This window comes from Achromobacter sp. NFACC18-2 (genome assembly GCF_900108985.1).
GTDB lineage: Bacteria > Pseudomonadota > Gammaproteobacteria > Burkholderiales > Burkholderiaceae_B > Achromobacter.
In genome coordinates this window covers 184,855-207,863 of the sequence record NZ_FNYM01000004.1, presented here as the reverse complement: position 1 = coordinate 207,863, position 23,009 = coordinate 184,855, and the positions used below count along the sequence as shown (strand labels likewise).

Annotated in this window: 17 protein-coding genes and 1 pseudogene; 12 read left to right on the top strand and 6 right to left on the bottom strand. The window is 63.7% G+C overall.

Annotated features, from left to right (window positions below; all coding sequences use genetic code 11):
• Positions 1-23 precede the first annotated feature (23 nt).
• Positions 24-953 carry a LysR family transcriptional regulator gene (locus BMW75_RS07945; protein ID WP_092578364.1) on the bottom strand — a complete coding sequence of 310 codons (930 nt, stop codon included), beginning with the start codon at positions 951-953 and terminating at the stop codon, positions 24-26.
• Positions 954-1,073: 120 nt separating this feature from the next.
• Here BMW75_RS07945 and BMW75_RS07940 point away from each other — a divergent pair, with 120 nt between their 5' ends.
• The 6 genes from BMW75_RS07940 to BMW75_RS07915 all read left to right on the top strand — a co-directional run bounded on the left by BMW75_RS07940 (position 1,074) and on the right by BMW75_RS07915 (position 9,122).
• On the top strand, positions 1,074-2,423 hold the full coding sequence (locus tag BMW75_RS07940; protein WP_092578363.1) for a D-serine ammonia-lyase: 1,350 nt from the start codon (positions 1,074-1,076) through the stop codon (positions 2,421-2,423).
• 48 nt (positions 2,424-2,471) lie between these two features.
• Entirely contained in the window at positions 2,472-3,452 is a 981-nt protein-coding gene (locus BMW75_RS07935; RefSeq protein WP_092578362.1) for a Bug family tripartite tricarboxylate transporter substrate binding protein, read from the top strand.
• Between the two features lie 12 nt (positions 3,453-3,464).
• Positions 3,465-4,988 carry an amidase gene (locus BMW75_RS07930; RefSeq protein ID WP_092578360.1) on the top strand — a complete coding sequence of 508 codons (1,524 nt, stop codon included), beginning with the start codon at positions 3,465-3,467 and terminating at the stop codon, positions 4,986-4,988.
• 284 nt (positions 4,989-5,272) lie between these two features.
• Positions 5,273-6,400, top strand: a complete 1,128-nt coding sequence (locus tag BMW75_RS07925; RefSeq protein WP_092578358.1) for a TRAP transporter substrate-binding protein — start codon at positions 5,273-5,275, stop codon at positions 6,398-6,400.
• A 125-nt stretch (positions 6,401-6,525) separates the two neighbouring features.
• Positions 6,526-7,149 (top strand): TRAP transporter small permease subunit, encoded by a 624-nt coding sequence (locus BMW75_RS07920; RefSeq protein ID WP_092578356.1) that lies wholly within the window; start codon positions 6,526-6,528, stop codon positions 7,147-7,149.
• Positions 7,146-9,122: a TRAP transporter large permease gene (locus BMW75_RS07915; protein WP_092578354.1), complete on the top strand. Its 1,977-nt coding sequence runs from the start codon at positions 7,146-7,148 to the stop codon at positions 9,120-9,122. The genes BMW75_RS07920 and BMW75_RS07915 overlap by 4 nt, the downstream gene beginning before the upstream one ends.
• Before the next feature lie 518 nt (positions 9,123-9,640).
• On the opposite strand, the gene BMW75_RS07910 is transcribed toward BMW75_RS07915, so the two are convergent.
• Together BMW75_RS07910 and BMW75_RS07905 are read right to left on the bottom strand one after the other, a co-directional pair.
• Entirely contained in the window at positions 9,641-10,771 is a 1,131-nt protein-coding gene (locus BMW75_RS07910) for a hypothetical protein (protein ID WP_092578353.1), read from the bottom strand.
• Between the two features lie 70 nt (positions 10,772-10,841).
• The gene (locus tag BMW75_RS07905; protein WP_139208505.1) at positions 10,842-11,372 is read right to left on the bottom strand and encodes a hypothetical protein; all 531 of its coding nucleotides are present in this window, start codon (positions 11,370-11,372) and stop codon (positions 10,842-10,844) included.
• A 976-nt stretch (positions 11,373-12,348) separates the two neighbouring features.
• Here BMW75_RS07905 and BMW75_RS07895 point away from each other — a divergent pair.
• From BMW75_RS07895 to BMW75_RS07880, 4 genes and pseudogenes are all read left to right on the top strand, one after another.
• Positions 12,349-12,588: pseudogene (locus BMW75_RS07895) on the top strand (IS3 family transposase); the annotation flags it as partial.
• Positions 12,589-12,739: 151 nt separating this feature from the next.
• Positions 12,740-13,510, top strand: coding sequence for a Hachiman antiphage defense system protein HamA (locus tag BMW75_RS07890; protein ID WP_092578349.1), 771 nt, complete (start codon positions 12,740-12,742; stop codon positions 13,508-13,510).
• Positions 13,500-17,009 (top strand): DEAD/DEAH box helicase, encoded by a 3,510-nt coding sequence (locus BMW75_RS07885; protein ID WP_092578348.1) that lies wholly within the window; start codon positions 13,500-13,502, stop codon positions 17,007-17,009. Before BMW75_RS07890 ends, BMW75_RS07885 begins: the two co-directional genes overlap by 11 nt.
• Positions 17,010-17,033: 24 nt before the next feature.
• Entirely contained in the window at positions 17,034-17,861 is an 828-nt protein-coding gene (locus BMW75_RS07880; RefSeq protein ID WP_092578346.1) for a TIGR02391 family protein, read from the top strand.
• Between the two features lie 587 nt (positions 17,862-18,448).
• On the opposite strand, the gene BMW75_RS07875 is transcribed toward BMW75_RS07880, so the two are convergent.
• Together BMW75_RS07875 and BMW75_RS07870 are read right to left on the bottom strand one after the other, a co-directional pair.
• On the bottom strand, positions 18,449-18,949 hold the full coding sequence (locus BMW75_RS07875; RefSeq protein ID WP_092578619.1) for a GNAT family N-acetyltransferase: 501 nt from the start codon (positions 18,947-18,949) through the stop codon (positions 18,449-18,451).
• Between the two features lie 27 nt (positions 18,950-18,976).
• Positions 18,977-19,726 carry an SDR family oxidoreductase gene (locus BMW75_RS07870; RefSeq protein WP_092578345.1) on the bottom strand — a complete coding sequence of 250 codons (750 nt, stop codon included), beginning with the start codon at positions 19,724-19,726 and terminating at the stop codon, positions 18,977-18,979.
• Positions 19,727-19,950: 224 nt separating this feature from the next.
• Between BMW75_RS07870 and BMW75_RS07865 the strand changes: the two genes are divergently transcribed.
• Entirely contained in the window at positions 19,951-20,751 is an 801-nt protein-coding gene (locus BMW75_RS07865) for a DUF169 domain-containing protein (protein ID WP_076520603.1), read from the top strand.
• Here the strand turns inward: BMW75_RS07865 and BMW75_RS07860 are convergent.
• On the bottom strand, positions 20,742-21,653 hold the full coding sequence (locus BMW75_RS07860) for a LysR family transcriptional regulator (protein WP_092578343.1): 912 nt from the start codon (positions 21,651-21,653) through the stop codon (positions 20,742-20,744). The two genes, BMW75_RS07865 and BMW75_RS07860, sit on opposite strands and share 10 nt — an antisense overlap.
• Positions 21,654-21,771: 118 nt before the next feature.
• Between BMW75_RS07860 and BMW75_RS07855 the strand changes: the two genes are divergently transcribed.
• The gene (locus BMW75_RS07855) at positions 21,772-22,980 is read left to right on the top strand and encodes an MFS transporter (RefSeq protein ID WP_092578342.1); all 1,209 of its coding nucleotides are present in this window, start codon (positions 21,772-21,774) and stop codon (positions 22,978-22,980) included.
• The last annotated feature ends 29 nt before the right edge of the window (positions 22,981-23,009 follow it).

Sequence of the window (23,009 nt, the reverse complement as noted above, 5' to 3'; positions counted from 1 at the left end):
GGCCGAACTGGCCGTTCAGCGCGTCACGCGGGCCCGTCCTGGCCGGACGGCGCCCGCGCCGCGTCCGCGATGCTGGCGATGAAGGCCTTGGCGGCTTCGGGCAGGATGCGCCCGGCCAGCGTCTGCACCTCGAAATGGCGTTCGTTCATTTCGCGGTCGCGCAATGGCAGGGCGACGATCCTGCCCCACTGCAGGCGATTGCGGATCGCCAGCTCGCCGCAGAAGGCGATGCCGCCGCCCGCGCTGGCAAAGCCGACCAGCGCGTCGATGCTGCGGCTGGTGAACGCCGGCTCGCAATGCAGCTGCTGGCGGCTGCAACTGATGTCGATCAATTGGCGCAGCGTGGAATCCGGCGTGGGCAGCGCCAGCGGGTAGGGGACCAGTTGCGCCAGCGCCAACTCGCGGCGCCCGGCCAGCGGATGGCCGGCGGCCAGGATCGCCCGGACCGGGGCGGGCACGCGCATTTCCACCCGAATGTCCCGCTGCGAGGTCAGGCTGAGCGTGACGCCGATGTCGGCCGAGCCGTCCCGGATGCGTTGGGGGATCTCCTGCTGCGAGCAGACGTCGAGCGAGAACCGGATCCCCGCGTAGTGCTGGCGGAACGCGGCGATCGCCGCGGGCACGAACTCCGACGCATAGCCTTCCGTGCTGACGATGCGCACATGGCCCTGCCGCAGGCCGCGCAGCGCCAGGATGTCGCCCGCCACCCGTTCCACGTCCTGTTGCATGCGCTTGGCGTGCGCGGCCAGCAGTTCGCCGGCGGCGTTGGGCAGCATGCCGCGCGCGCGGCGCTCGAACAGCAGGGTGCCCAGTTCGCGTTCGACGCGCGCGATCTGGCGGCTGACGGCCGAGGGCGCGACATCCAGGCGCGCGGCGGCTTCGCTGACCGAGCCGGTGCGCACCACTTCCAAAAAATAGCGCAGGGAGATTTCCTGCAGGACGCGAGGGTTCATGGCGGGATCCAAGGTTTGCGGAAAGCGCAAAGAAGAATTCTAACCATTGATATTGCTGCAAACCGCGGAGCGACTCTAGGATGTGGGCATCGATCGTGCCGACAACCGGGTATCACCGCAATGTTTCAATCCGACGTTTCTTCCCCGTCCCCCGTTCTGGAATCGCTCCGGCAGGCAAGGCCGGTGCTGTGGACCGGACCTGTCGCCTCTGGATCGGCCGGTGGCCCCGGCGCGCATTTCCTGATGGATCAGGTGCTGTCGGCCCAGGAGCGGTTTGCGCGATTCGCGCCGCTGCTGGCCGAGCTGTTTCCCGAACTGGCCGAGACGAACGGCGTGATCGAGTCGCCGCTCCTGCCCGCCGCCGCCATGCAGGCGGCCATCGGCCTGCCGCACAGCGCGGGACGCCTGTGGATCAAGGCCGACCATGCATTGCCCGTCGCCGGGTCCATCAAGGCCCGGGGCGGCATCCACGAAGTGCTGGAATTCGCCGAATCGCTGGCGCTGCGTGAGGGCCTGTTGCGTCCGGGCGAAGACTACCGCAAGCTGGCGGGCCCCTTGGCGCGCGCCTGCTTCGGCCGCTACCAGGTGGCCGTGGGCTCGACGGGCAACCTGGGTTTGTCCATCGGCGTGATCGCATCGGCGCTGGGTTTCAGGTCGGCCGTGCACATGTCGGCCGACGCCAAGGCCTGGAAGAAGGCGCGGCTGCGCGCACGCGGGGTCGAGGTCGTCGAGCACGCGGGCGACTACGAAAAGGCCGTGGCCGCCGGCCGGGCGCAGGTTGAGGCCGATCCGTATGGCTATTTCGTGGACGACGAGCGCTCCGCATCCCTGTTCATGGGCTACGCCGCCGCGGCGCTGCACCTGCGCATCCAGCTTGGCGAATCCGGCGTGCGCGTCGATGCCGAGCATCCCCTTTTCGTCTACCTGCCATGCGGCGTGGGCGGCGCGCCGGGCGGCATCGCCTTCGGACTGACGCAGCTCTATGGCCCGCACGTCCATTGCTTTTTCGCCGAGCCGGTGCAGTCGCCGTGCTTCATGGTGCGCATGATGGCCGGCCACGGCGAATTGCCCGGCGCGCCGGCCAGCGCGTCGGTCTACGACGTGGGGCTCACCAATGTGACCGAAGCCGACGGGCTGGCCGTGCCGACCGCCTCGGAGCTGGCGTATGCGGCGGTGGGCGCGCATCTGCGCGGGGTCTACACCGTGCAGGACGACACGCTCTACGCCGACCTGGCCCGGCTCAAGGACAGCGAGGGCCTGCGCATCGAACCGTCGGCCGCGGCCGGATTCAGCGGGCCGCGTCACCTGTGCGGCACCGACGCCGGCCGGGCGTGGCTGGAAGCGCAGGGGCTCCTGCCGCACCTGCCGCGCGCCACGCATTTGGCCTGGACCACGGGCGGCCTGTTCGTGCCCGACGAAGAATATGACCGTTTCCTGAGCCGCGGGCGATCGCTCGCGGCCGGTACCTAGGCGCCGACAGACGCGCCGCCTTTCCACCATCTCCCTTCGAGCACCGCCATGAAAACCTCGTTTCTTGCAGTCAGTCTCGCCGTCGCCAGCGCCTTCGGCGCCGTTGCCCCCGCCGCGGCCCAGGATGCCTATCCCAGCCGCCCGATCACGCTGGTCGTGCCCTTTCCGCCAGGAGGCGCCACGGATGTGCTGGGCCGCGTGGTGGCGCAGAAGCTGGGCCAGGAATTGGGCACCACCATCGTGGTGGAAAACCGCGCGGGCGCCGGCACGGTGATCGGCGCCGGGTACGTCGCCAAGGCCGCGCCGGATGGCTACACGCTGCTGGTCAGCTCGGGCACGACCTTCACGGTGAACCCGGCCATCCAGAGCAAGCTGCCGTACGACTCCGTCAAGAGCTTCGAGCCCATCGGCATCGTCGGCCGCACGGGCCTGGCCCTTCTGGCCAATCCCAAGGTCCCGGTCAAGGACCTGAAGGAGTTCGTGGCGTATGTGAAGGATCCGGCCCATGACCAGCCGCCTTACGGCTCGTTCGGCACCGGCACCACGTCGCATTTCGTGGGCGAAGCCTTCATGGCGGCCGCCAATGTGAAGATGACGCACGTGCCGTACAAGGGCAGCGCGCCCGCCATGACCGACCTGATCGGCGGACAGATTCCGTTCTCGGTCGACACCGTGGCCGCGGCCCTGCCGCAAAGCAAGCAGGGCAAGGTGCGGGTGCTGGCCGTCTCCAGCCCCAAGCGCTCGTCGTTCCTGCCGGACGTGCCCACGTTCGCCGAACAGGGCTATCCGTCGGTGGCGATGGATACGTGGCTGATGGTTGCCGCGCCGCGCGGCCTGCCGGCGGACGTGAAGACCCGCCTGGAAAAGGCGCTCAAGGCCACGGTCGAATCGCCCGAGGTGGTCAAGAGCCTGGAGGCGCAGGGCTTCGAAGCCGCCTACTCCAGCGCCGCCGAGGGCGAGGCGCTGATCCAGAAGGAACTGCCCATCATGCGTGAAGTCGCGCAGCGGGCCAACATCAAGGTCGATTGAAGGAACACGACGATGGCATTGGACGACACCCTGGTATCGCTGACCGCGGTTGAACTTCGGCGCATGATCGGCGCGCGGCAGCTTTCGCCGGTGGAATTGCTGGAGGCCTGCATCGCGCGCATCCAGGCCGTCAATCCGTACGTGAACGCCGTCACCGCTACCGCCTACGAGCGGGCGAGGGCGGAGGCGCGCGAGGCGGAACGCGCGGTGATGGCCGGCGAGCCCCTGGGCCTGCTGCACGGCCTGCCGATGGGGGTCAAGGACCTGGAACCCACCGCGGGCGTCCTGACCACCTACGGCTCGCCGCTCTATCGCGGCTACGTGCCCGACGAGGACATCGAGCTGGTCGCCCGCCTGCGCCGCGCAGGCGCCATCGTCGCCGCCAAGACCAACGTGCCCGAAATGGGCGCGGGCGCCAATTCGCGCAACACCGTGTGGGGCGCGACCGGCAATCCGTTCAACCCCAACCTGAACGCGGGCGGCTCGTCGGGCGGTTCCGCGGCCGCGCTGGCCAGCGACATGCTGCCGGTGTGCACGGGCTCGGATACGGGCGGCTCGCTGCGCATTCCCGCGTCCAAGTGCGGGGTCGTCGGCTTCCGGCCGTCGCCCGGCATCGTGCCCAGCGTGCGCAAGCCGCTGGGCTGGACGCCGATCTCGGTGGTGGGCCCGATGGGCCGCACCGTCGCCGACGCCTGCCTGCAACTGGCCGCCAGCGCGGGGCCGCACGCGGGCGATCCGCTCAGCTATCCGCTGGACCCGCTGCAATTCCTGAACCCAGGCGTTGCGGACCTGGGCTCGCTGCGGGTGGCGTATACGGAAGACTTCGGCGCGTGCGACGTGGATGACGGCATACGCGCCGCCTTCCGGGAAAAGATCGCGGCCATGCGGCATCTGTTCGCCGCCTGCGATCCCATCGAACTGGACGTGGGCGAAGCCCATCGCTGTTTCGACGTGCTGCGCGCCGAGGCCTTCGTGGCCGGCATGCGCGACGCCTACGAAAAAGACCCGTCCAGCCTGGGTCCGAACACGCGCGCCAACTTCGAAATGGGCGCGGCGATGAGCCTGAAGGATTGCGCCTGGGCGCAGGCCGAACAGACGCGCTTGATCAAGCGCTTCCAGCGCGCCTACGACGATTACGATCTCATCCTGTCGCCCACCACGCCGGTCTCGCCGTTTCCGTGGACGCAGCTGTATGCGGACAAGATCAACGGCGTCGCCCAGGAGAACTACTACCGCTGGCTTGCGCTGACCTATGTCGTCACGCTGACCACGCATCCGGCGCTGACGCTGCCGTGCGGACGCGATAAAGCGGGCATGCCGTTCGGGCTGCAGATCGTCGGGCGCTTTCGCGGCGACCGCGAGGTGCTGGCCGCGGCGCAGGCAATGGAGCAGGCGTTCGCGGGCATGGAAGCCTTGCGGCGTCCGCGTCCGGACCTTGCCGCGTTGCGCCCGGCCGAGCCGGCGCTGACCTCCATCGTGACGGCGCCGCCGCTGTTGCAGGGCGGGGGCGACGTGGGGGAGGTGTCGGCGGTGTAGCGATCGCGGACATCGTCCGCGTCGGCCATCGGGCCAGCGCCGCGCACTGCGGCCGCTGGCCTTTCGCATTTTTGGGCTAGTTCATCTGCTAGGGTAACTCCTGACCAAAAGCGGATTGTCAGCCGTTAGTCAGGCAGGTTTAATCACTCCAAAGTTGCGCATCAGACGCATCAGACGCATCGTCCGGAACCGGGAAGCCCGCAGCAGGCGTTTCCATCCCGCGCCCATGCAGGAGTAGTAACTACACGCTGGTCCATGTAGTCCACCCCAGGAGACAACAAGCCATGCAACACGTTACCAAGCCCCGCCGCCGCAAATTCATCTCCGGCGCAGCCGCCGCCGGCGCCGCGGCGCTAGGATTTCCCGCCGTCGTCAAGGCGCAGAACGCGCCCATCTCCTTCCGGTTCCAGAGCACCTGGCCCGCGAACGACATCTTCCACGAATTCGCGCGCGACTACGCCAGCAAGGTCAACGAGATGGCCGGCGGCCAGTTGAAGATCGAGGTCCTGCCCGCGGGCGCCGTGGTCAAGGCCTTCGACCTGCTGGATGCCGTGTCGGCGGGGACGCTGGATGGCGGCCACGGCGTGGTGGCCTACTGGTACGGCAAGAACACCGCCGTGGCGCTGTGGGGCTCGGGTCCCTCGTTCGGGATGGACGCCAACACGCTGCTGGCCTGGCACGAGTACGGCGGCGGCAAGGAACTGCTGGTCGAGATCCAGAAGGCCATGGGCGTGAACGTGCAGTCCCTGATGTACGGGCCGATGCCGACGCAGCCCTTCGGCTGGTTCAAGCGGCCGGTCACCAAGGTCGAGGACGTCAAGGGCGTGAAGTTCCGCACCGTGGGCCTGGCCATCGACATGTACACGGCCATGGGCGCGGCGGTGAACGCGCTGCCCGGCGGCGAGATCGTGCCCGCGTTGGACCGCGGCCTGCTGGACGGCGCGGAGTTCAACAACGCCTCGTCCGACCTGGCGCTTGGCTTCCAGGACGTCTCCAAGATCTGCATGCTGCAGAGCTTTCACCAGAGCGCGGAACAGTTCGAGATCCTGTTCAACAAGGCGAAGTACGACGCCTTGCCCGAACACCTGAAGCACATCCTGAGCTATGCGGCCCAGGCATCCAGCGCCGACATGTCCTGGAAGGCGGCCAACCGCTACTCGCAGGACTACATCAAGCTGCAGAAGGAACACAACGTCAAGTTCTACAAGACGCCGGACGCGATCCTGCAGCAACAGCTCAAGATCTGGGACGACATGATCGCCAAGCGGTCGGCCGAGAATCCGCTGTTCAAGAAGGTGCTGGAATCGCAGCGCGCGTTTGCGGAGCGGGTGGGGCGCTGGCAGGGCGACACGACGGTCAATTTCCGCATGGCCTACAACCACTACTTCTCGCGCAGCACCAAGCAGGCCTGACGCAGTCCTGCGCCACTCCCGCGCGCCGCCTGGCCGGCGCGCGGCGCCTCACCATGCGTCCCGGGTCCGCGCGCGCCTACGGCAGGCTTGCCGCGGCGTGAGCGGGCCCGACTCCAGGACCTTCGATGATCCGAATCGTACGTTTCATAGACCGCCTTTCCACTTTTGTCGGCAAGACCTTCGCCTGGTTGATCGTGGTGCTGACGCTGCATGTGTGCTGGGAGGTCGCGGCACGCTACATCCTGAACCAGCCCAGCGCGTGGGCGTTCGACCTGCAGATGATGTACTACGGCATCCTCTTCATGATGGCCGGCGCGTACACGCTGGCCAAGAATGGCCATGTGCGGGGCGACATCCTGTATGGGTTCCTGGCGCCGCGCGTGCAGGCCGGGCTGGACCTGCTGCTTTTCATCGTCTTCTTCTTTCCCGGCGTGATCGCCCTGGTCTGGGCAGGCTGGGACTACGCGGGCTATTCCATCGCGATCCGCGAGCATTCGTCGCTCATGGCCAACGGGCCGCCGATCTATCCCTTCAAGGCCTTCATACCGGCCGCTGGCGCCATCCTGCTGCTGCAGGGCGTGGCCGAAGTGATGCGCTGCATTCTGTGCCTGAAGCAGGGGGCGTGGCCATCGCGTGAAGAGGACGTCGAAGAAGTGGACGTCGACAAGCTCAAGAAGATGGTGCACGTAAAGGACGACGACATCGCCGGGCTCGATCGCTACGTCAACCAGGGGGAGTCCCAGCGATGAAAATCCACAAGGCTTTGTGGTTCGGCCTGTCGTGTATTGCGCTGGTGCTCCTGATGATCGCGTTCCTGACGCCGTGGGACAACCTCACCACGGGTCACATCGGGCTGCTCATGCTGGCGCTGATCGTGGTGGCCATCATGCTGGGCTTTCCGACGGCGTTCACGCTGATGGGCATGGGCGTGCTCTTTACGTTCCTGGCGTACTACATGCAGAGTTCGGACCCTGGACGGTCCCTCGGCCAGACGCTGGACCTGATGGTGCAGCGCACGTACGCCACTATGACGAACGATTCGCTGATCTCGATACCGCTCTTCGTGTTCATGGGGTATCTGGTCGAACGCGCCAACCTGATCGAAAAGCTCTTCAAGTCCTTGCACCTGGCACTGGCGCGGCTGCCGGGCGCGTTGGCGGTCGCCACGCTGGCCACCTGCGCGATCTTCGCGACGGCCACAGGCATCGTCGGCGCGGTGGTCACGCTGATGGGCCTGTTGGCAATGCCGGCCATGCTGAAAGCGGGCTACAGCGTGCGCCTGACGGCCGGGTCCATCACCGCGGGCGGCTGCCTGGGGATCCTGCTGCCGCCGTCCGTCATGCTGATCGTCTATGGCGCCACCACCGGCGTGTCGGTGGTCCAGCTCTATGCCGGCGCGCTGTTCCCCGGTGTGCTGCTTGCCTTCCTGTACATGCTGTACGTGATTCTCGTGGCGAAGCTCCGGCCCGATCTGGCGCCGCCTCTGCCCAAGGAAGAGCGCGGCGTGCCCTTGCCGCCGCCCTCGGCGGCGATGGCCGCGGGACGCTACACGCGCGCGGTCTCGGGCATGCTGGCCGCGATGTTCAAGGGCAGGCGCAACGCCGCGGTGCCGTTCGGCTATCTGACGCGCAACATGGCAATCGCGCTGACCCCGCTGGCGGTCACGGTCCTGATGCTGGGGGTGGTGCATCACGCGCTGACCAAGCCGCCCGTGGTGTACGAGATACCCGCGGAACTCCGGCTGGGTTCCAGCGGTTTCGATTCCGGCCTGAGCGAGCCGCCCGTGGACGGGCTGGCTGAGCCGCCGTCCAACGACCTGCCCGAGCCGCCGTCCAATGATCTGGCCGAGCCGCCGGGCACGCCCGCCGCGTCCGGCTTGAGCGAACCCCCGGGAACGCCGGCCGCGCAACCGCCGGCAGCCGCGCCCGCGCCCGCGCAGGCGGCGCCCGCCGAGGCTGACGGCCGTCTGCCCACGCCCACCGGCTTCTGGATCTTCGCGGGCATCTGCGCGGTGATGCTGGCGGTGTTCTACGCGGCGCTGACCTGGGCGCGGCTGGAAATCTTCAAGATGCTCATGGGGTCGTTCTTCCCGCTGGCGGTGATGATCGCGGCCGTGCTGGGATCGATCGGCTTCGGCCTGGCCACGCCCAGCGAGGCCGCCGCCATGGGCGCCATGGGCGGGGCGCTGCTGGCGCTGGCGTACCGCAGGCTGAACCTGCCGGTGCTGCGCGAATCCGTGTTCCTGACGGCCAAGACCAGCGCGATGGTCTGCTGGCTGTTCGTGGGGTCGTCCATCTTCTCGGCGGCGTTCGCGCTGCTGGGCGGACAGCGCATCATCGAGGAATGGGTGCTGTCGCTGGGCCTGACGCAGATCCAGTTCCTGCTGCTGGCGCAGGTCATTATCTTCCTGCTGGGCTGGCCGCTGGAATGGACCGAGATCATCGTGATCTTCATGCCGATCTTCGTGCCGCTGCTCAACACGTTCGGCATCGATCCGCTGTTCTTCGGGCTGCTCGTGGCGCTGAACCTGCAGACCGCGTTCCTGTCGCCGCCGGTCGCCATGTCGGCCTTCTACCTGAAGGGCGTGTCGCCGCCGCATGTGACGCTGAACCAGATTTTCCTGGGGATGCTGCCGTTCATGGGGATTCAGATCGTTGCGATCTTCCTGTTGTATGTGTTCCCGGGCATCGGGATGTGGCTGCCGACGGTGCTGTACCGTTGATGGGGGTGCCGGCCGCCTTGGAGGCGGCCGGAGCCGGGCGCTCAGGGAGTTGCGGCTCATTGTGTCCCTGTCGACAGCGACACCGAACGACAGTCACCTGCAAGAGAAATAAAGTCGGTCGCGCCCCAGGTCTTTCCGCCTTCGACGGAAGATGACTGAACAAAAGTCGGTCGCTGGGAAGGGGTGTCGGAAAGTACAGGCGGCTGAGCTATATAAGGGGCCGCCTGCCGCTTGGCCCATGCAGCGTTCGCGCCAGGTGACACAGCGCGCCTTCATGGATGCCGGGTGGAATTGGAAGCCGGCTCTGCGCACGATGGCGCTATTGTGAGACGCCTATCGGCCAGAAGCCGACAATCATCAGTGTCTACCAAGGTCCCCGAGCAGCACAGTGCCGCAACGCGAGATGAGCGCCGGGCAAGCCTATACACATTTGTTACCTTTCAAGTTCATTGAGCAAACTTGCATCTTCAATGAACTTCTACAGTAGGTGTCGAATTTCGTTCAACTTGAGATTTGGTTCACTGAAGTTGGCGCCCACTCAATCCACCCGGAGCAAGGGCTTGTAATGCCTTTTCAAGGTGCTCTACGAAGCTATCCCGATTCGGCTCGGCCTCGACACGCGCCCTGTATTCGTCCGTGAAGTACAACACGCCCATCGGCCAGCCGTACCGACGAGCGGCTCGAGCTAGTTCGTCATGACGGCTCCAGCTGTTGATCACATGCCTCATGTAGGTCGAGAAATTCGGATGAGTAGGCAGGCCTTTGCAGAAGTCACTATGCGGTGGGCTGTCTAGCTTGTCGTTCCGCGTCAACCAACTCAGAAGGGCCAAGAAGCCCGCGTCAGAAAAGCGTTTCGAAAGCTCTGCTCTGTCCTCGGTGATCTGCAACCGTTGAGCGAGCAATGCAATTCTCTCCGTGAAACCCTGAATCCAGATGTCCATTCTGACGACTGGATAGGGATGTGTGCCTAGCGGCTCAGAATCCAGCTGGACCGGCTGATCGCCATTAAATAAGAGCATGGTGCAGCTCACCATCGCACATTGGAGGTAAGCCTGGTGTATAGCTTCGTCTCCTGAAAGGCTAGAGAGATGGCGCACCATCCAATCCTGGGCCTCAAAATCAGCGGCAAACTCGGTGGCATGGGATATCGTCGCAGCGTCTCCCACCTTTCGACGGACTTCCGCTTCCTCAAAATCATCAATGAGACCGTTAGTTGGATCGTCGCCGTAAAGCGCGCGAATGGAACCGTGCCCTTGGTTCAGATGACCAATCTCATGATAGAAGACAAACATCAGGCCGACCATGAACATGAGTTCGGCTGTTTCAAGAATATCAATATGCTGAGGCGGTGCAATCGTACCGTGCACGTGATCCTCGCCGGAAGGAACTCTCGTAAATCTTGCGAACTCGAAAGCCACAGAGTACAGACAATCAAGCAGTCCATAGCTCAGAGAAACGACATGCTGTTCGACAGTTTCCAGTGACGGTTCAACACTCGCGGTCGCCTTAACTTCCATCGTGCTCAGCCATCTGATGCTTAGCTCAACATCCGACGCGGCATACCAACGCGCGTCCAAGTCAGCTTTCATTGCGTCCGTAAATTCGACCGCATCCTCGATAAGCTCGGGCAGTTCCTTGGGCAGTTTCATAGTCTCAATTTTAGATATATTGAGTTTGTATTAAGGTCTTATCGCTCGGATCGCAATGCGCTCCTCTTGATCACAGCGCAGGGAATGGCAGCCGTTCGCGCAGCGCGACGACCCCTTTTCTATTCCAGGGCAACTGGCCGATGTACCTGGAATTCAGGAGCAGCAGCTCCTCCTCGACCGTCAGGCGCAGCGACTCCGGCTGAACCAAGATGAGTGTTACCCCCATCTGTGCGCCCGCGCGGACAACGTCGCGAACCTCTTTAAGTTTCGATTTGGTACTCGAAGATACCTTGAAGAGATGATCGCGCAGGCGGCTCAAGCCGGCGGAACTATGACGTTCTCCGATATACATCAGGGTCCATGGTGATTCGAGGCTTGCGCGGGACCAAAGCGCATACAAATTGAATGTCCGCCCCAGGACGGCCTGAGGATGCGTGCTCGACGCGAGATCCTCGACATCATGGTGAGTCACCGGGATCGGCACCGTCTCGATCAACTCGTGTTGTGCTCGTTCAACAAGAGATTGGATATCGAGCTGAATTGGTGTCATGGGAAATCCAAGGTGGTTGCCAAGCAAAGTTATATCGGTATCGCCGGCCATGGCTCAATAATCGGGCCGAAGTCCTCGAGCGCCTCGGCCGTAACGGATCATACTGCGCGACATGACTTCGCCAACGGGTCGCATTCCTTTTGCCAAGGGTAACGGTGTGATCGTGGCCAGCCGCGGCCACTTCCGGGGGCGGCTCGTCCGTGATCGCGGCAAATGAAAGGAGGCGCCCTTCCGGCCCTTTCCACTCCGCCCATAGGCATGCAATAAGCATCTCCTGGGCAGGCTCGGATGTCGAAGCTCATTGAAGTTGAAAAATTCATCCTATAAGAATCAATGACTTAGGAATTTTCGATTCAGTGAACTTGGAGCGTTTGGTTCATTCAAGTTGAGATTTTCACTGGAATGGTTCACTTAACTTGAAAAAAGGTGCCCAAGAGGCTTCGAACGGTTGAAGCTACGCTCCCTGCCAGTTGATCGCTTGTGTCCGCCGCGAACTGCGTCCCGCTGCCGCAGCGGCCCCAGCCATCGCTCGGGACGGGCGGGTGGGATCGACTAGCAGCTTTTGTACGCCTACGTACAGAGTCGGCAGCATCAGAGCTGCTCCAGCATAGAGACTTCTAGGAAATTCACTTAGGGACCTCTTTCGCTGTATACGCCAGCGCAGGGCCATCGGACGCACCAGCCTCGGCGTGGCGCCGGTCGGGGATACGCTGGAAGTCAGCTTGAACCCTGACCGTCCGCTCCCGCTGATTCGCCGAAGTGATCGACGGTACTGGGGCATCTTACCTGCCACATATTTCGATATGGTCCCTGGGCGGGTAGTCGAATCACCGTGGAGCAATGAGCATGGAGCTCCATGTCTATGGAGATGGCACGCTAGCTCGAGCCCTGCGGCAGAAACAATCGGGCGACCATGTCGAGCGTTCCAAGTCTCTTCGCCTGAGGGCTGGTTTCGTCGTCGTGTGGAAAAGGCTTCGGGCGCCCTGCGATCCAGACGCGTAAGGCATTGGGCGGGAATATGGTCGGACTAAATCGGCGAGGGAGTTGCCACGACAATGCCGTGGCCGAGAGCTTCTTCCAGCTAGTCATGCGTCAACGCATCAAGCAGCGAATCTATCTGGCTCGCGCTGACGCCCGCGGCGATGTTTTTGGCTACATCGAGATGTTCTACAACCCGAAGCGACGTCACAATTTCAAGGGCGGCGTCTCACCGGTAGAGTTTGAACGGCAGGGCGATGAACTCACGGGACTGGCGCGGCCTGAGTGAGCATCCGTTCGATGGCCTCCCCTTCAAAACCCAGTTGTCAACGCCCGTGTGTTTCCGAGCCGTCTCTATGTCAATCGTCGGGTCGCCTCAATTCGAATTCTGTTGAAGAGCTTGATACTATTTGAAGCAAATACAGCCGATCGAGGGATGAATGGCACAGTTCGCCAAATGGTGCGCAACCATCAAGGAAACCGTCAACGGTCATGAGATGACGGTTCTCAATGCGGATCCAAAAAAAATAGGTGGCGCTGTCAAGGCGCTATCAAAGCTTGTTCCCTCGCAGTATGCCTCAGATGCCCGCGTCGCCCATTTGATGAAATCGCTGGGCAAGACAGCTGTGGCCGAATACATCGAAGAGAAACTGCCCACCTCCAAGTCCATTCGTTCTGGCGACCTTGGCGAGATTCTGGGAACCTCCTACCTCGGCGAGTTCACGGTTTTCACGCAGGGAGTGAAACGCTTGCGTTGGAAAGACCACCGCAATATGTCAATGCGAGGCGAGGACGTCCTTGCGTTTGGTGTGGATGCAACCAATGGGGAGGTTCTGGTTCTCAAGGGTGAGGCGAAGAGTCGCGTCTCGCTATCCGGGACGACTGTAACTGCGGCACGAAAGGCACTGTCCGCGAACAAGGGGCGTCCTTCTGCACACGCGATTTCGTTCGTGGCCGACAGATGCTTTGAACAAGGGCACACGCACTTAGCTGATTTGCTTGACTCGGCTCAACTCAAGACGCGGCTCAAGACCTCACAAGTCACGCACCTGATGTTCACGTTCTCCGGGAATAATCCTACCGTGCTCTTGCGTCGCGACCTTGAGACCTACACGGGAAGCATTGAGCAGCTATCGGTCGGCCTCCGTGTTGTCGAGCATCAGAAGTTCATTAAATCGGTATTTGATTTGGTAGGCAGCGATGGCGTCTAGCATCAACGAGATTGAGGCGAACATCGAGCAAGCGATAGCCCCAGGGTTTAGGGAGAAACTCCTGGCGCGCGGGCAGTCCAGATCGATGATCTGGCGCGAGGGAGTTCTTCCAGTCGACGCCCCGAAATTTTCGACGTTCTTGAGCTACGACCTACTCTCCTACGCGTACTCGCTGCTGTCGCACGGACTACGACTTCTGGAGTTGGGCGGAAGCGCGGTACTTGCGCGAAGTGCTTTTGAACACGCGGGTGAAGCACTGGAGGCAGTGGTCGCCAGAAACAAGGAAGCTCCTGCACGTGATTTCCATCGCGTCGTAGCCGCGGCTTCTTATCACCTGGGCCGTTTCTCTGCGCGCGCGTTTTCGCTGCTGCATGTAGGCATTGAGCAGGCTAACCTTAGCAACTGTGAACGATGCCTCGCAAAACTGATGCTGCGAGATCTAGATGGCCTCAATGATGAGATCGCAAGATGGAAATCGAATGACACTGGGTCCGATGAGGCCTTGATCTCTGCCATTGGTTCGGCACTGAGCGAGGTCCCCGCACAGGACGGATCTGACGAAGAGCCTGAAGATTCGCCGCTTGTCAACGCAGTGGATTTGGCGCTGATAGATAACTTCCTGGGCGCGCTGGCAACCGCACTGCTTGCGTTTGAACGAGGTGACGCCTTGCTGATAGAGACATCTCTCTCAAAGTTCCGCGTCGGAAGGGACGGGGCCGCCGAGTTCAATCTTGTTGCCTTGTGGTGGTGCCACAAGTTGGCAATTCATCTGCTCCGGGGGCTCTGGGACATGAGTTTCCACCAACTACTGCCGATCGTTGGCTCGCCCGGCGACGCTGCCCCGGCTTGGTCCGAACTCAGACAGCTATTCATCGCTTCCTTGTATCGCCGCGGACGGTCTGAAATTGAGCTGTGGCCGTCCCAAATCGAAGCCGCAAAGCGAGTGCTTGACGACGATGCCAACTTGGTGCTCTCGCTTCCGACCAGCGCAGGAAAGACGCGGATTGCCGAGCTTTGCATACTGGCATGCCTGGCTGCTAGCAAGCGTGTCGTGTTCGTCACGCCGCTTCGGGCCTTGTCAGCGCAGACAGAGGTAGGACTGCAGCGCACCTTTCGGCCGCTGGGAAAGACTGTCTCAAGCCTGTACGGAAGCATCGGAGCGAGCGGCGCCGATGTTGATGCGCTGCGCGCTAGGGACATCATCGTGGCGACCCCAGAAAAACTAGACTTTGCCCTTCGAAGCGACCCAGAGCTTTTGGATGACGTCGGGCTGGTTGTGCTCGATGAAGGGCACATGATTGGTCTCAATGAACGAGAAGTGCGCTACGAGGCTCAGATTCAGCGGCTTCTGACCCGCTCCGATGCGGCGAGCCGCCGCATCGTCTGTCTGTCGGCAATTCTTCCTGAGGGCGACCAGCTTGATGACTTTGCGGCATGGCTGACAGGCGACAAGCCCGAAGGCTTGATTCAGGATACGTGGCGGCCTACACGGCTTCGCTTCGGCGAAGTGACGTGGAGCGGGGAGCACGCGAGTCTTACCGTTTCGGTGGGAGATGAGAAACCGTTTGTTCCGAAATTCATCAGCGGATTTGTGCCCCCAATCGGCAGACGCACCACGAGTTTTCCCAAGGATCAACGTGAACTCTGCCTCGCAACGGCCTGGCGCCTTGTGGACGATGGTCAGGCTGTGCTTATCTTCTGTCCACTACGCGCATCGGTGGAGCCCTTCGCCACGGCGATCGTCGACCTGCACAAACGTGGCGCTTTGGCCTCGGTGTTCGACCAGGACGAGGCGGTACTTGCATCGGCCCTGGCCATTGGTGCAGAGTGGTTCGGCAAGGAGCACGTACTGTTGAAGTGTCTGCAGCTCGGTGTGGCGGTGCATCACGGTGCCTTACCTTCACCCTACCGCAAAGAAGTCGAGCGACTGTTGCGTGATGGGGTTCTGAAAATCACGATCTCGTCACCGACTCTTGCGCAGGGCCTGAATCTCTCCGCGACAAGCCTCGTCTTCCACGGATTGATCCGCAATCGCCAGCCCATTGATATCTCCGAGTTCCGAAATGTGGTCGGCCGTGCGGGCCGAGCGTACATAGATGTCGAGGGATTGGTTCTGTACCCCATGTTCGACGACGAGAAAAATCGCCGACGACAGTGGCAGGCCATGATTGACGATCACAGTGGGCGACAAATGGAAAGCGGGTTGCTGCGCCTGATCCTCACCTTGCTGCTGCGGATGGCGGCCAAACTTGGAACGAGAGACGTGGACAGCTTGCTGGCATACGTGGCGGGAAATGCTGCTTGGGAATTCCCCAAGGTGTCCGACGAGTCCGTCGAAGACGCCGCCAGTGAGGCGTCCAAGTGGCGGTCTTACATGACCAGTCTTGACACCGCAATATTGAGCTTGCTTGGCGATCAGGCAGTACCGGATGACGAGATTGAAGCACGCCTCGACGAGGCACTTGCTTCATCATTGTTCGAACGACGGCTCAAACATCGTAAGGCCCATGTCGTAAAGGCGCTCAAGACGACGCTGGTGGCGCGAGCGAAGTTTGTGTGGAGCCACTCGACTGCAGCACACCGGCGGGGCTATTTTCTGGCTGGTGTGGGCTTGGAAACGGGGCGCTTGCTCGATGCTCGGGCGGTCGAACTGGAAGCGTTCTTGGCGCGCGCGAATGACGCGATCCTGCGTGCAGATCCTCTCGAAGCAACCAAGGCGATCACAGCGTTCGCTGAGGTCGTCTTTTCTATACCTCCATTTGTTCCTGATGACCTGCCCCCAAATTGGAGGGAAATATTGTCGTTGTGGCTCAGTGGCAAGCCATTGGCAGCGCTGACTACAGCAAATACCGCAGAGGTTCTCACCTTCGTGGAGCAAGGGCTGATATACAAGCTCCCGTGGGCTATGGAGGCGGTGCGTGTGCGCGGACTTGCGCATCAGGGCCCGCTCGATGAGAAAACAGAAACCACGGACCGAGAGTCGAGACTCGCCGTCGCTGCAGTGGAGACAGGGACTCTACTTAGGTCTGCAGCGTATCTTATGCAAGCTGGTTTCGCGTCGCGACTTGCTGCGATACAGGCTGTTCATGATGGAGATGGCCAGTTCACTTCGGCCCGCGCATTGGTTCAGTGGATCCGAAGCGAAACCGTTGAGGCCCTTGCCGCCAAAGCCTCGTGGCCGACTGTTGAAACGCATTCACTGTGGATGGAGTTCGTACGTTCTTTCGATGTGCAGGCGGCACAGCCATGGACTCGAACAATCGACTCAGCTCAGGTGTCCTGGCTTGAGGGGAAAATACCGAAACCTGGGACGCCGCTCCGTATCGACTCCGTTACCGAGTTGGAGGATATCGTTATGAGCGCCGACTACGAACGTCTCGGGGTCTTGACCCGGCGACTCAACGCCAATCGCGCGGGGTTGTTGACGGCTACCGCATCTGAATCTCGAAAGACTATTGCGCTCAACTACGTTGGCCCAGACAAACTATGGGTGGCCTGAAGGCTGATCAATCGGAGCTACGAGATGGCGACACGGATTCCTCCTTTCAATTCGCAGCAGCTTGAAGCCGCCTGCCGCGTGCTGGCCGATACCGAGCGCGGTCTAAGCGGTACACAGATCGAGCGCCTGCTGCAGGAGATCGAGGTGGCCGACACTTCGCCCAGTATTACGAAGTGGAAGCGGCTGTTCAATGCCCTCGCCGAGGTGCAGAACAAGCATCAGATGGGAAACGCCCTCATCATGTTCATCAACCGTGCAATGAACCCGGTGAATTATGCACGCGATCCCGGGATGTTTGCCCGGCGGCGTGACGAACTCAATGTGGTGCTGGCGTTCTCAGGGTTCTATGTACGCGACGATGGCAAGGTAGCGTACGCCGACAAGGCGACGACGCTGGGTGTGGCCCGCGCGCGTGCCGGCCGTCTCAAGGCGGCGCTCGAAAATCGCGTCGTTCATGCAGAGGTCTTGAACTATTGCCGCGCCGAGCTATTGGACGAGAACTACTTTCATGCGGTCTTCGAGGCAAGCAAGGGCGTCGCCGAGCGGATTCGCTCACTGTCGGGATTGACTAGCGATGGCGCCGACTTGGTGAACAAAGCGTTCGCGGGCCAGCAGCCAGTTTTGGTTTTGGGGCCACTGAGCACCGAGTCCGAAAAGAGCGAACAGAGAGGGTTTTCGAACCTGCTGATCGGACTGTTCGGTGCCGTGCGCAATCCCTTGGCCCACGCCCCGAAGACGAATTGGCCCATGTCCGAGCAGGATGCGCTCGACATCTTGACGTTGGTGTCACTGATCCATCGCAAGCTGGATGGAGTGCAGAAAGTGGCGGCTGTATCGACCAGACTTCAGTAGACATCTACGAGCTTGACAGAATGGCCTGCCGTTCAGAACCGCGCGCGCAAGGACCCAATCGGGGAACGTGGAATAAATGCCGCCAGCCGCTTGCGACGGGACGGCGTTTTATGCCGCGAAAGCCCCGTTGGGGCTGCGGCGCCGCGGTACGGTCGGCGGTTTAGGGCGGCGATCTCACGGGACTCGGCTATGCGCTCTCGGTCATGGGCTGTGCGAATTGAGCAGGATCACCTCGTTGGCGGTGTCGCCATCGCGGTGAATGCGGTGGCGTAGGCGCAGCAGGTCACCCTTACGAAAATGCGAATAATGCACAGCGAGCAACTGCCGACTGTTCAGTGCTGCGCGGTCTGAGTGAAGGGGGCCGAAGGACCGCAATGGGTCGCAAGCGGGCATTTGCCGCACGGCATAGAGACCGGAACTCAGCCTATCGGCTTCCTGTAACGAGCGTCGACGCGCGAGCAGGAACATGGCCGAGATTTAAGACTGCGGCGCCGGCCAAGCATGGTGAGCAAAGCGCGACCGACTTTATCTCTCGTTTTCACACTCGTGAGCCGCCGAAGGCCAGAACCCACTGCACATGCTCGGCCTCATCCAGACGCCAAGCCAGGACGGCACAGCACATACACCTTGGTCTCGCGACCGTAATGGCACTCGCGCCCAACGAACGCAAATCCGAGCTTTTCCAGGACGCGCATGGACGCTTTATTGCCTGGCCAGACCACGGCGAAAAGCTTCGGGACGTCCAGCCTTTGCCACGCATAGTTGCAAAGCTGCGCGCCAGCGAGCGTGGCGATTCCCCGCCCCCACGCAGGCTGGCAAAGGCGGTACGCAAGTTGGAGCCTGCCCGTGGTGCCGAGCTGCGTCAGACTGGCCCATCCGACGGCCATGCCATCCGCCACCACCGCCCAATGGCCTATGTCCGTCACCGGTTCATCCAGCCATGCCAGCAGTTCGCGGCGTCTTGCTTCATCGGCCGCCTTTACGCCCGTGCTGTGGCGCATGACTTCCGGGTCGGATTCCATGGACAGCACCAGGGGAATGTCAGCGATCTGGAGGCGGCGCAGTGTGACGGTCGGGGAGTGGGGCATGGAAATCCGCATTAAAAGGGTGGGGTCTCAAAGCTGGCTCATTCCACCGTCCGCGATGATTTCCGTGCCGACGATGAAGGCGGACTCGCGGGCGGCCAGGTGCAGCACGGTCGCCGCGATTTCCTGGGGGGTGCCGAAGCGGCCCAGCGGGATCTGCGCCTTGATGCCGGCGGCGGTCTTCTCCAGCGCGGCGCGGTCCAGGCCCAATTTGTCATAGATCGGCGTGGCGACGGGGCCGGGGCTGACGACGTTGACCCGGATGCCGCGCGGCAGCAGTTCGGCGGACAAGGTCTTGGCCAGTGAAATGAGGGCGGCCTTGGTGGCGGCGTAGATCGACGTGGCCGGCATGCCGATGCGGGCGTTGATGGAACCGTTGAGCACGATGGACGCGCCGTCATTGAGCAGCGGGTCCAGCGCCTGGAGCTGGAAATACACGCCCTTCACGTTGGTGCCGAACATGTCGTCCCACATTTCCTCGGTGGCATCGGCCAGCGGGGCGAAGCGGGCGGTGCCGGCGTTCATGAAGGCGGCGTCCAGGCGCACCCCCGCGAAGGCCAGGGCCGCGGCCAGCGCGACCGGCGCCTCGGGCGCGCCCACGACGTTCTGGATGGCAAGCGCCTTGGCGCCGAGGAGGGCGCGTGTCTTCTCCAGCGCGGCGCTGTCGCGCCCGGTCACGATGACGCGGGCGCCCTCGGCGGCGAAGGCCTGGGCGGCGGCCAGGCCGATGCCGCTGGTGCCGCCGGTGACCAGCACGGTTTTGTCTTCGAAGCGGTTCATGTCGGGTTCCTTTTTGCAGGGGAGGCGAGAGGAACAGTCATGTTGCGCCTTTCAGGGCGTGCGCCGCACGATATTTCGCATGAATCTGCCTGAACGCCGCGACGGCGCCGCCTGTCGCCCGTCCCTCGCCAACGACGCGGCGGCCATTCGTTGTAGTCTTATCCGCTTGCGGCAGCGCCGGGATCGAGCCGGCCCGACCGCGTACAACAGTCCAAAGGACGATCATGGAAGAGACAAGGCAGGAAACCCCGCTGAACTGGGCGGCGCTGGTCGACGATCTGAACCGGCTGCTGCGGCTGAAGACCACGGTCATCGGCATGAAGCTCTACGAGCACGAGGCGGACATGGCGGGCGTGAAGGGCCTGCGGCGGCCCAGCGCCACCCACACCACCGACCAGATCGTCGGCATGGCGGCGCGGCTGGGCTGGACCGTGGGCATTACCGGGGACGACCTGGTCGGCGCGCAGTGCCGGGCCGTCATCGGGTTGGGGCCGCAGGACGAAGCCTGGAAGCGCGGCGAGGACTACGTGGGCGTGTGGCACGCGACGCAGGCGGACGCGCAGGCGCGGCAGGAGGCGCTGTCCTGTGTGCCCGCGGGCAAGTATCGGGCCATGGTGGTGTCGCCGCTGGCGTCGGGCCGCCTCGATCCGCCCGACATCTGCCTGGTGTACGCGACGCCCGGCCAGATGATCATCCTGATCAACGGCTTGCAATGGAAGAACTACCGGCGTTTTGACTTCAGCGTGGTGGGCGAGACGGCCTGTGCGGATTCCTGGGGCCGGGCGCTTGCGACCGGCGAACCGAGCCTGTCCTTGCCCTGTTTCGCCGAGCGCCGCTACGGCGGCGTGCCGGACGAAGAGATGCTGATGGCGTTGCCGCCGCGCTATCTGCCCATTGCGATCGAAGGCATGAAGGCGCTGTCGGCCAATGGGCTGCGCTATCCCATCGCGCCCTATGGCATCCAGAACGATGTGCGTGCGGGCATGGGCGTGAGCTACGCGCAGGCGCCCAGGGCTCAGGGTTGAGCCTGCGCGTGCAGCGCCTCTGCAAGGGCGCGAGCCGCCGGACCGAGCGGACGGTCGATGCGATGCGCGAGATAGGTCTCGGTGGCGATCTGGCTGTCGCGCCCCAGGCTGGCGGCGGGGACGCGCAGCAGGCGGCCCTCGGCCAGGTCGCGCTCGACCTGCCAGAACGGCAGCCGGCCCCAACCCAGCCCGGCGCGGATCAGCGCGTGCTTGGTGTCCTGCCCGCTGACGCGGCAGGTCTGGGGCGACAGGACCGCGAAATCGCGGCCTTCGGAGAGGGGCGACGGATCGACCTGCACGATCTGCAGATGATCCGCCAGGTCGGCCTCCGCCAATGCGGCGCCGGTGCGCGCCAACCGCGCCAGCGGATGCGCGGCGCCGACGACCGCCACCATCTGCACCGCGCCCAGCGCCTGCACGGCGATGCGGGGATGCCGGAAGTGTTCGCCGGCCAGGATGCCCAAGGTGTGCGTGCCGTCCAGCAGGGCCTCGACCGGGCCGCCCAGGGGCAGCACCGACACGCGTATCGCGACCGAGGGATACGCCGCGCCCATCCGGACCAGCGCCGCGCCCGCAGCCTCGATCGGGAACAGCGTATCCACCGCCAGCGACAGCGCCAGTTCCACGCCTTCGCCCAGCCCTTGCGCGCGGGCGCGCAGGGCGTCCACGCGCAGGAGGATGTCGCGGGCATTGGCCAGCAGGGCCTGGCCCTGCGGCGTCATGACGGGGCGATGCCCGCTGCGGTCAAAGAGCGGCACGCCAAGCTGCGCCTCCATGTTGGCAATGGCATGGCTGACGGCCGATTGCACGCGCGACAATCGGCGGGCCGCGGCGCGGAAGCTGCCCGTGTCCGCCACGGCGGCGAACACGCGCAATTGGTCCAGGGTGAGGGCGTCGATCATGGCAGCGGTGGCTTAGGCAGTGATCTATTGTTTCGATCAAGAACGTCAAAAGGTTATCACTTCGCAGGATAGGCTCAAGCCGGCATGATGCCGGGATCGTCTGGACATCGAGGTCAGCATGGAAAAAGTCGAATTCGCGACGGCAAGCGGTCCCGCGGCGCAGGTCCGCTGGGGCGCCGTGGCGGCCGTCGTCGGCGCGGGGGTGGTGGCGGCCCTGCAGGTCGGCAAAGTCATCATCGCGGCGCCGCTGCTGCGCAAGGACATGGGACTGGACCTGGCGTCCATCGGCACGCTCACGGCGGTGTTCTCCCTCCTGGGCATGGTCGGGGGCATTGCGGCGGGCGGCGTGATCGCGCGCTTTGGCGCCCGGCCCATGCTGATGCTGGGGCTGGCCGCCACGGCCTGCGGCACGGCGGCGGGCGCGCTGGCCCCCGGTTACGGCGAGCTGCTGGCGACGCGGGTGCTCGAAGGGCTGGGTTTCCTGATGATCACGGTGGCGGGTCCCGCTTTGCTGCAGCGCATTGTCACGGGGGGCCGGCGCGACTTCGCCTTTGCCCTGTGGAGCTGCTATATGCCCGCCGGGATGGCGATTGCGATGCTGGCCTCGCAGGCGTTTTCCGATTGGCACGCCTACTGGTGGTGCGCGGGGATCGCCGCGGGCGTGGCGCTGGTCTGCGTGGCGCTGCTGTCGCCGCCCACGCCGGGCGGGGGCAGGCTGTCCTGGCGTGGCCTGCGCCAGGACACCGCCGATACCCTGGGCGCCGCCGGTCCCGCGCTGCTGGCGCTGTCCTTCACGCTGTACAGCGTGATGTTCTTTGCGTTGTTCACCTTCCTGCCGGTGCTGCTCATGGAGGCGCTGGGATTGACGCTTGCCGCGGCCGGCCTGTACAGCGCGCTGGCCAGCGCCGCCAACGTGATCGGCAACCTGGGCGCCGGGGTGCTGCTGGCGCGCGGGTGGCGGCGGTCCACGCTGATCGCCTGCGCCAGCGCGGCGATGGCGGCTGTGGCGCTGCTGATCTTCGGGTCCGCGCTGCCGGCCATGTCGACCTTTCTGTTGTGCGTGCTGTTTTCGGCGGTGGGCGGGCTGATTCCGGCCACGCTGCTGGGCACCGCGCCGCTGGTGGCGCCGCGCCCGGCGCTCGGCGCGGCGTCGGTGGGGCTGGTCATGCAGGGGAGCAACCTGGGGCAGGTGATCGGGCCGGTGGCGGTGGGCGGGGCCATCGACCGCTTTGGCTGGACGTCCGCGTCGTTTATCGTGGCGGCGGCGGGGCTGGCGGGCGTGGCGATCGCGTGGCGCCTGCGGCGGGTCGACGGCGCACGGCTTTGACCGCGCGCGGCGGTGGCGGCGCAAGGCGC

What these genes read in the sequence shown, in the direction of transcription:
- BMW75_RS07875 (WP_092578619.1), bottom strand. Translation starts at nt 18,949, where the DNA reads ATGCCCCACTCCCCGACCGTCACACTGCGCCGCCTCCAGATCGCTGAC.
- BMW75_RS07925 (WP_092578358.1), top strand. Translation starts at nt 5,273, where the DNA reads ATGCAACACGTTACCAAGCCCCGCCGCCGCAAATTCATCTCCGGCGCA.
- BMW75_RS07855 (WP_092578342.1), top strand. Translation starts at nt 21,772, where the DNA reads ATGGAAAAAGTCGAATTCGCGACGGCAAGCGGTCCCGCGGCGCAGGTC.
- BMW75_RS07910 (WP_092578353.1), bottom strand. Translation starts at nt 10,771, where the DNA reads ATGAAACTGCCCAAGGAACTGCCCGAGCTTATCGAGGATGCGGTCGAA.
- BMW75_RS07890 (WP_092578349.1), top strand. Translation starts at nt 12,740, where the DNA reads ATGGCACAGTTCGCCAAATGGTGCGCAACCATCAAGGAAACCGTCAAC.
- BMW75_RS07860 (WP_092578343.1), bottom strand. Translation starts at nt 21,653, where the DNA reads ATGATCGACGCCCTCACCCTGGACCAATTGCGCGTGTTCGCCGCCGTG.
- BMW75_RS07945 (WP_092578364.1), bottom strand. Translation starts at nt 953, where the DNA reads ATGAACCCTCGCGTCCTGCAGGAAATCTCCCTGCGCTATTTTTTGGAA.
- BMW75_RS07935 (WP_092578362.1), top strand. Translation starts at nt 2,472, where the DNA reads ATGAAAACCTCGTTTCTTGCAGTCAGTCTCGCCGTCGCCAGCGCCTTC.
- BMW75_RS07920 (WP_092578356.1), top strand. Translation starts at nt 6,526, where the DNA reads ATGATCCGAATCGTACGTTTCATAGACCGCCTTTCCACTTTTGTCGGC.
- BMW75_RS07930 (WP_092578360.1), top strand. Translation starts at nt 3,465, where the DNA reads ATGGCATTGGACGACACCCTGGTATCGCTGACCGCGGTTGAACTTCGG.
- BMW75_RS07915 (WP_092578354.1), top strand. Translation starts at nt 7,146, where the DNA reads ATGAAAATCCACAAGGCTTTGTGGTTCGGCCTGTCGTGTATTGCGCTG.
- BMW75_RS07885 (WP_092578348.1), top strand. Translation starts at nt 13,500, where the DNA reads ATGGCGTCTAGCATCAACGAGATTGAGGCGAACATCGAGCAAGCGATA.
- BMW75_RS07940 (WP_092578363.1), top strand. Translation starts at nt 1,074, where the DNA reads ATGTTTCAATCCGACGTTTCTTCCCCGTCCCCCGTTCTGGAATCGCTC.
- BMW75_RS07880 (WP_092578346.1), top strand. Translation starts at nt 17,034, where the DNA reads ATGGCGACACGGATTCCTCCTTTCAATTCGCAGCAGCTTGAAGCCGCC.
- BMW75_RS07905 (WP_139208505.1), bottom strand. Translation starts at nt 11,372, where the DNA reads ATGGCCGGCGATACCGATATAACTTTGCTTGGCAACCACCTTGGATTT.
- BMW75_RS07865 (WP_076520603.1), top strand. Translation starts at nt 19,951, where the DNA reads ATGGAAGAGACAAGGCAGGAAACCCCGCTGAACTGGGCGGCGCTGGTC.
- BMW75_RS07870 (WP_092578345.1), bottom strand. Translation starts at nt 19,726, where the DNA reads ATGAACCGCTTCGAAGACAAAACCGTGCTGGTCACCGGCGGCACCAGC.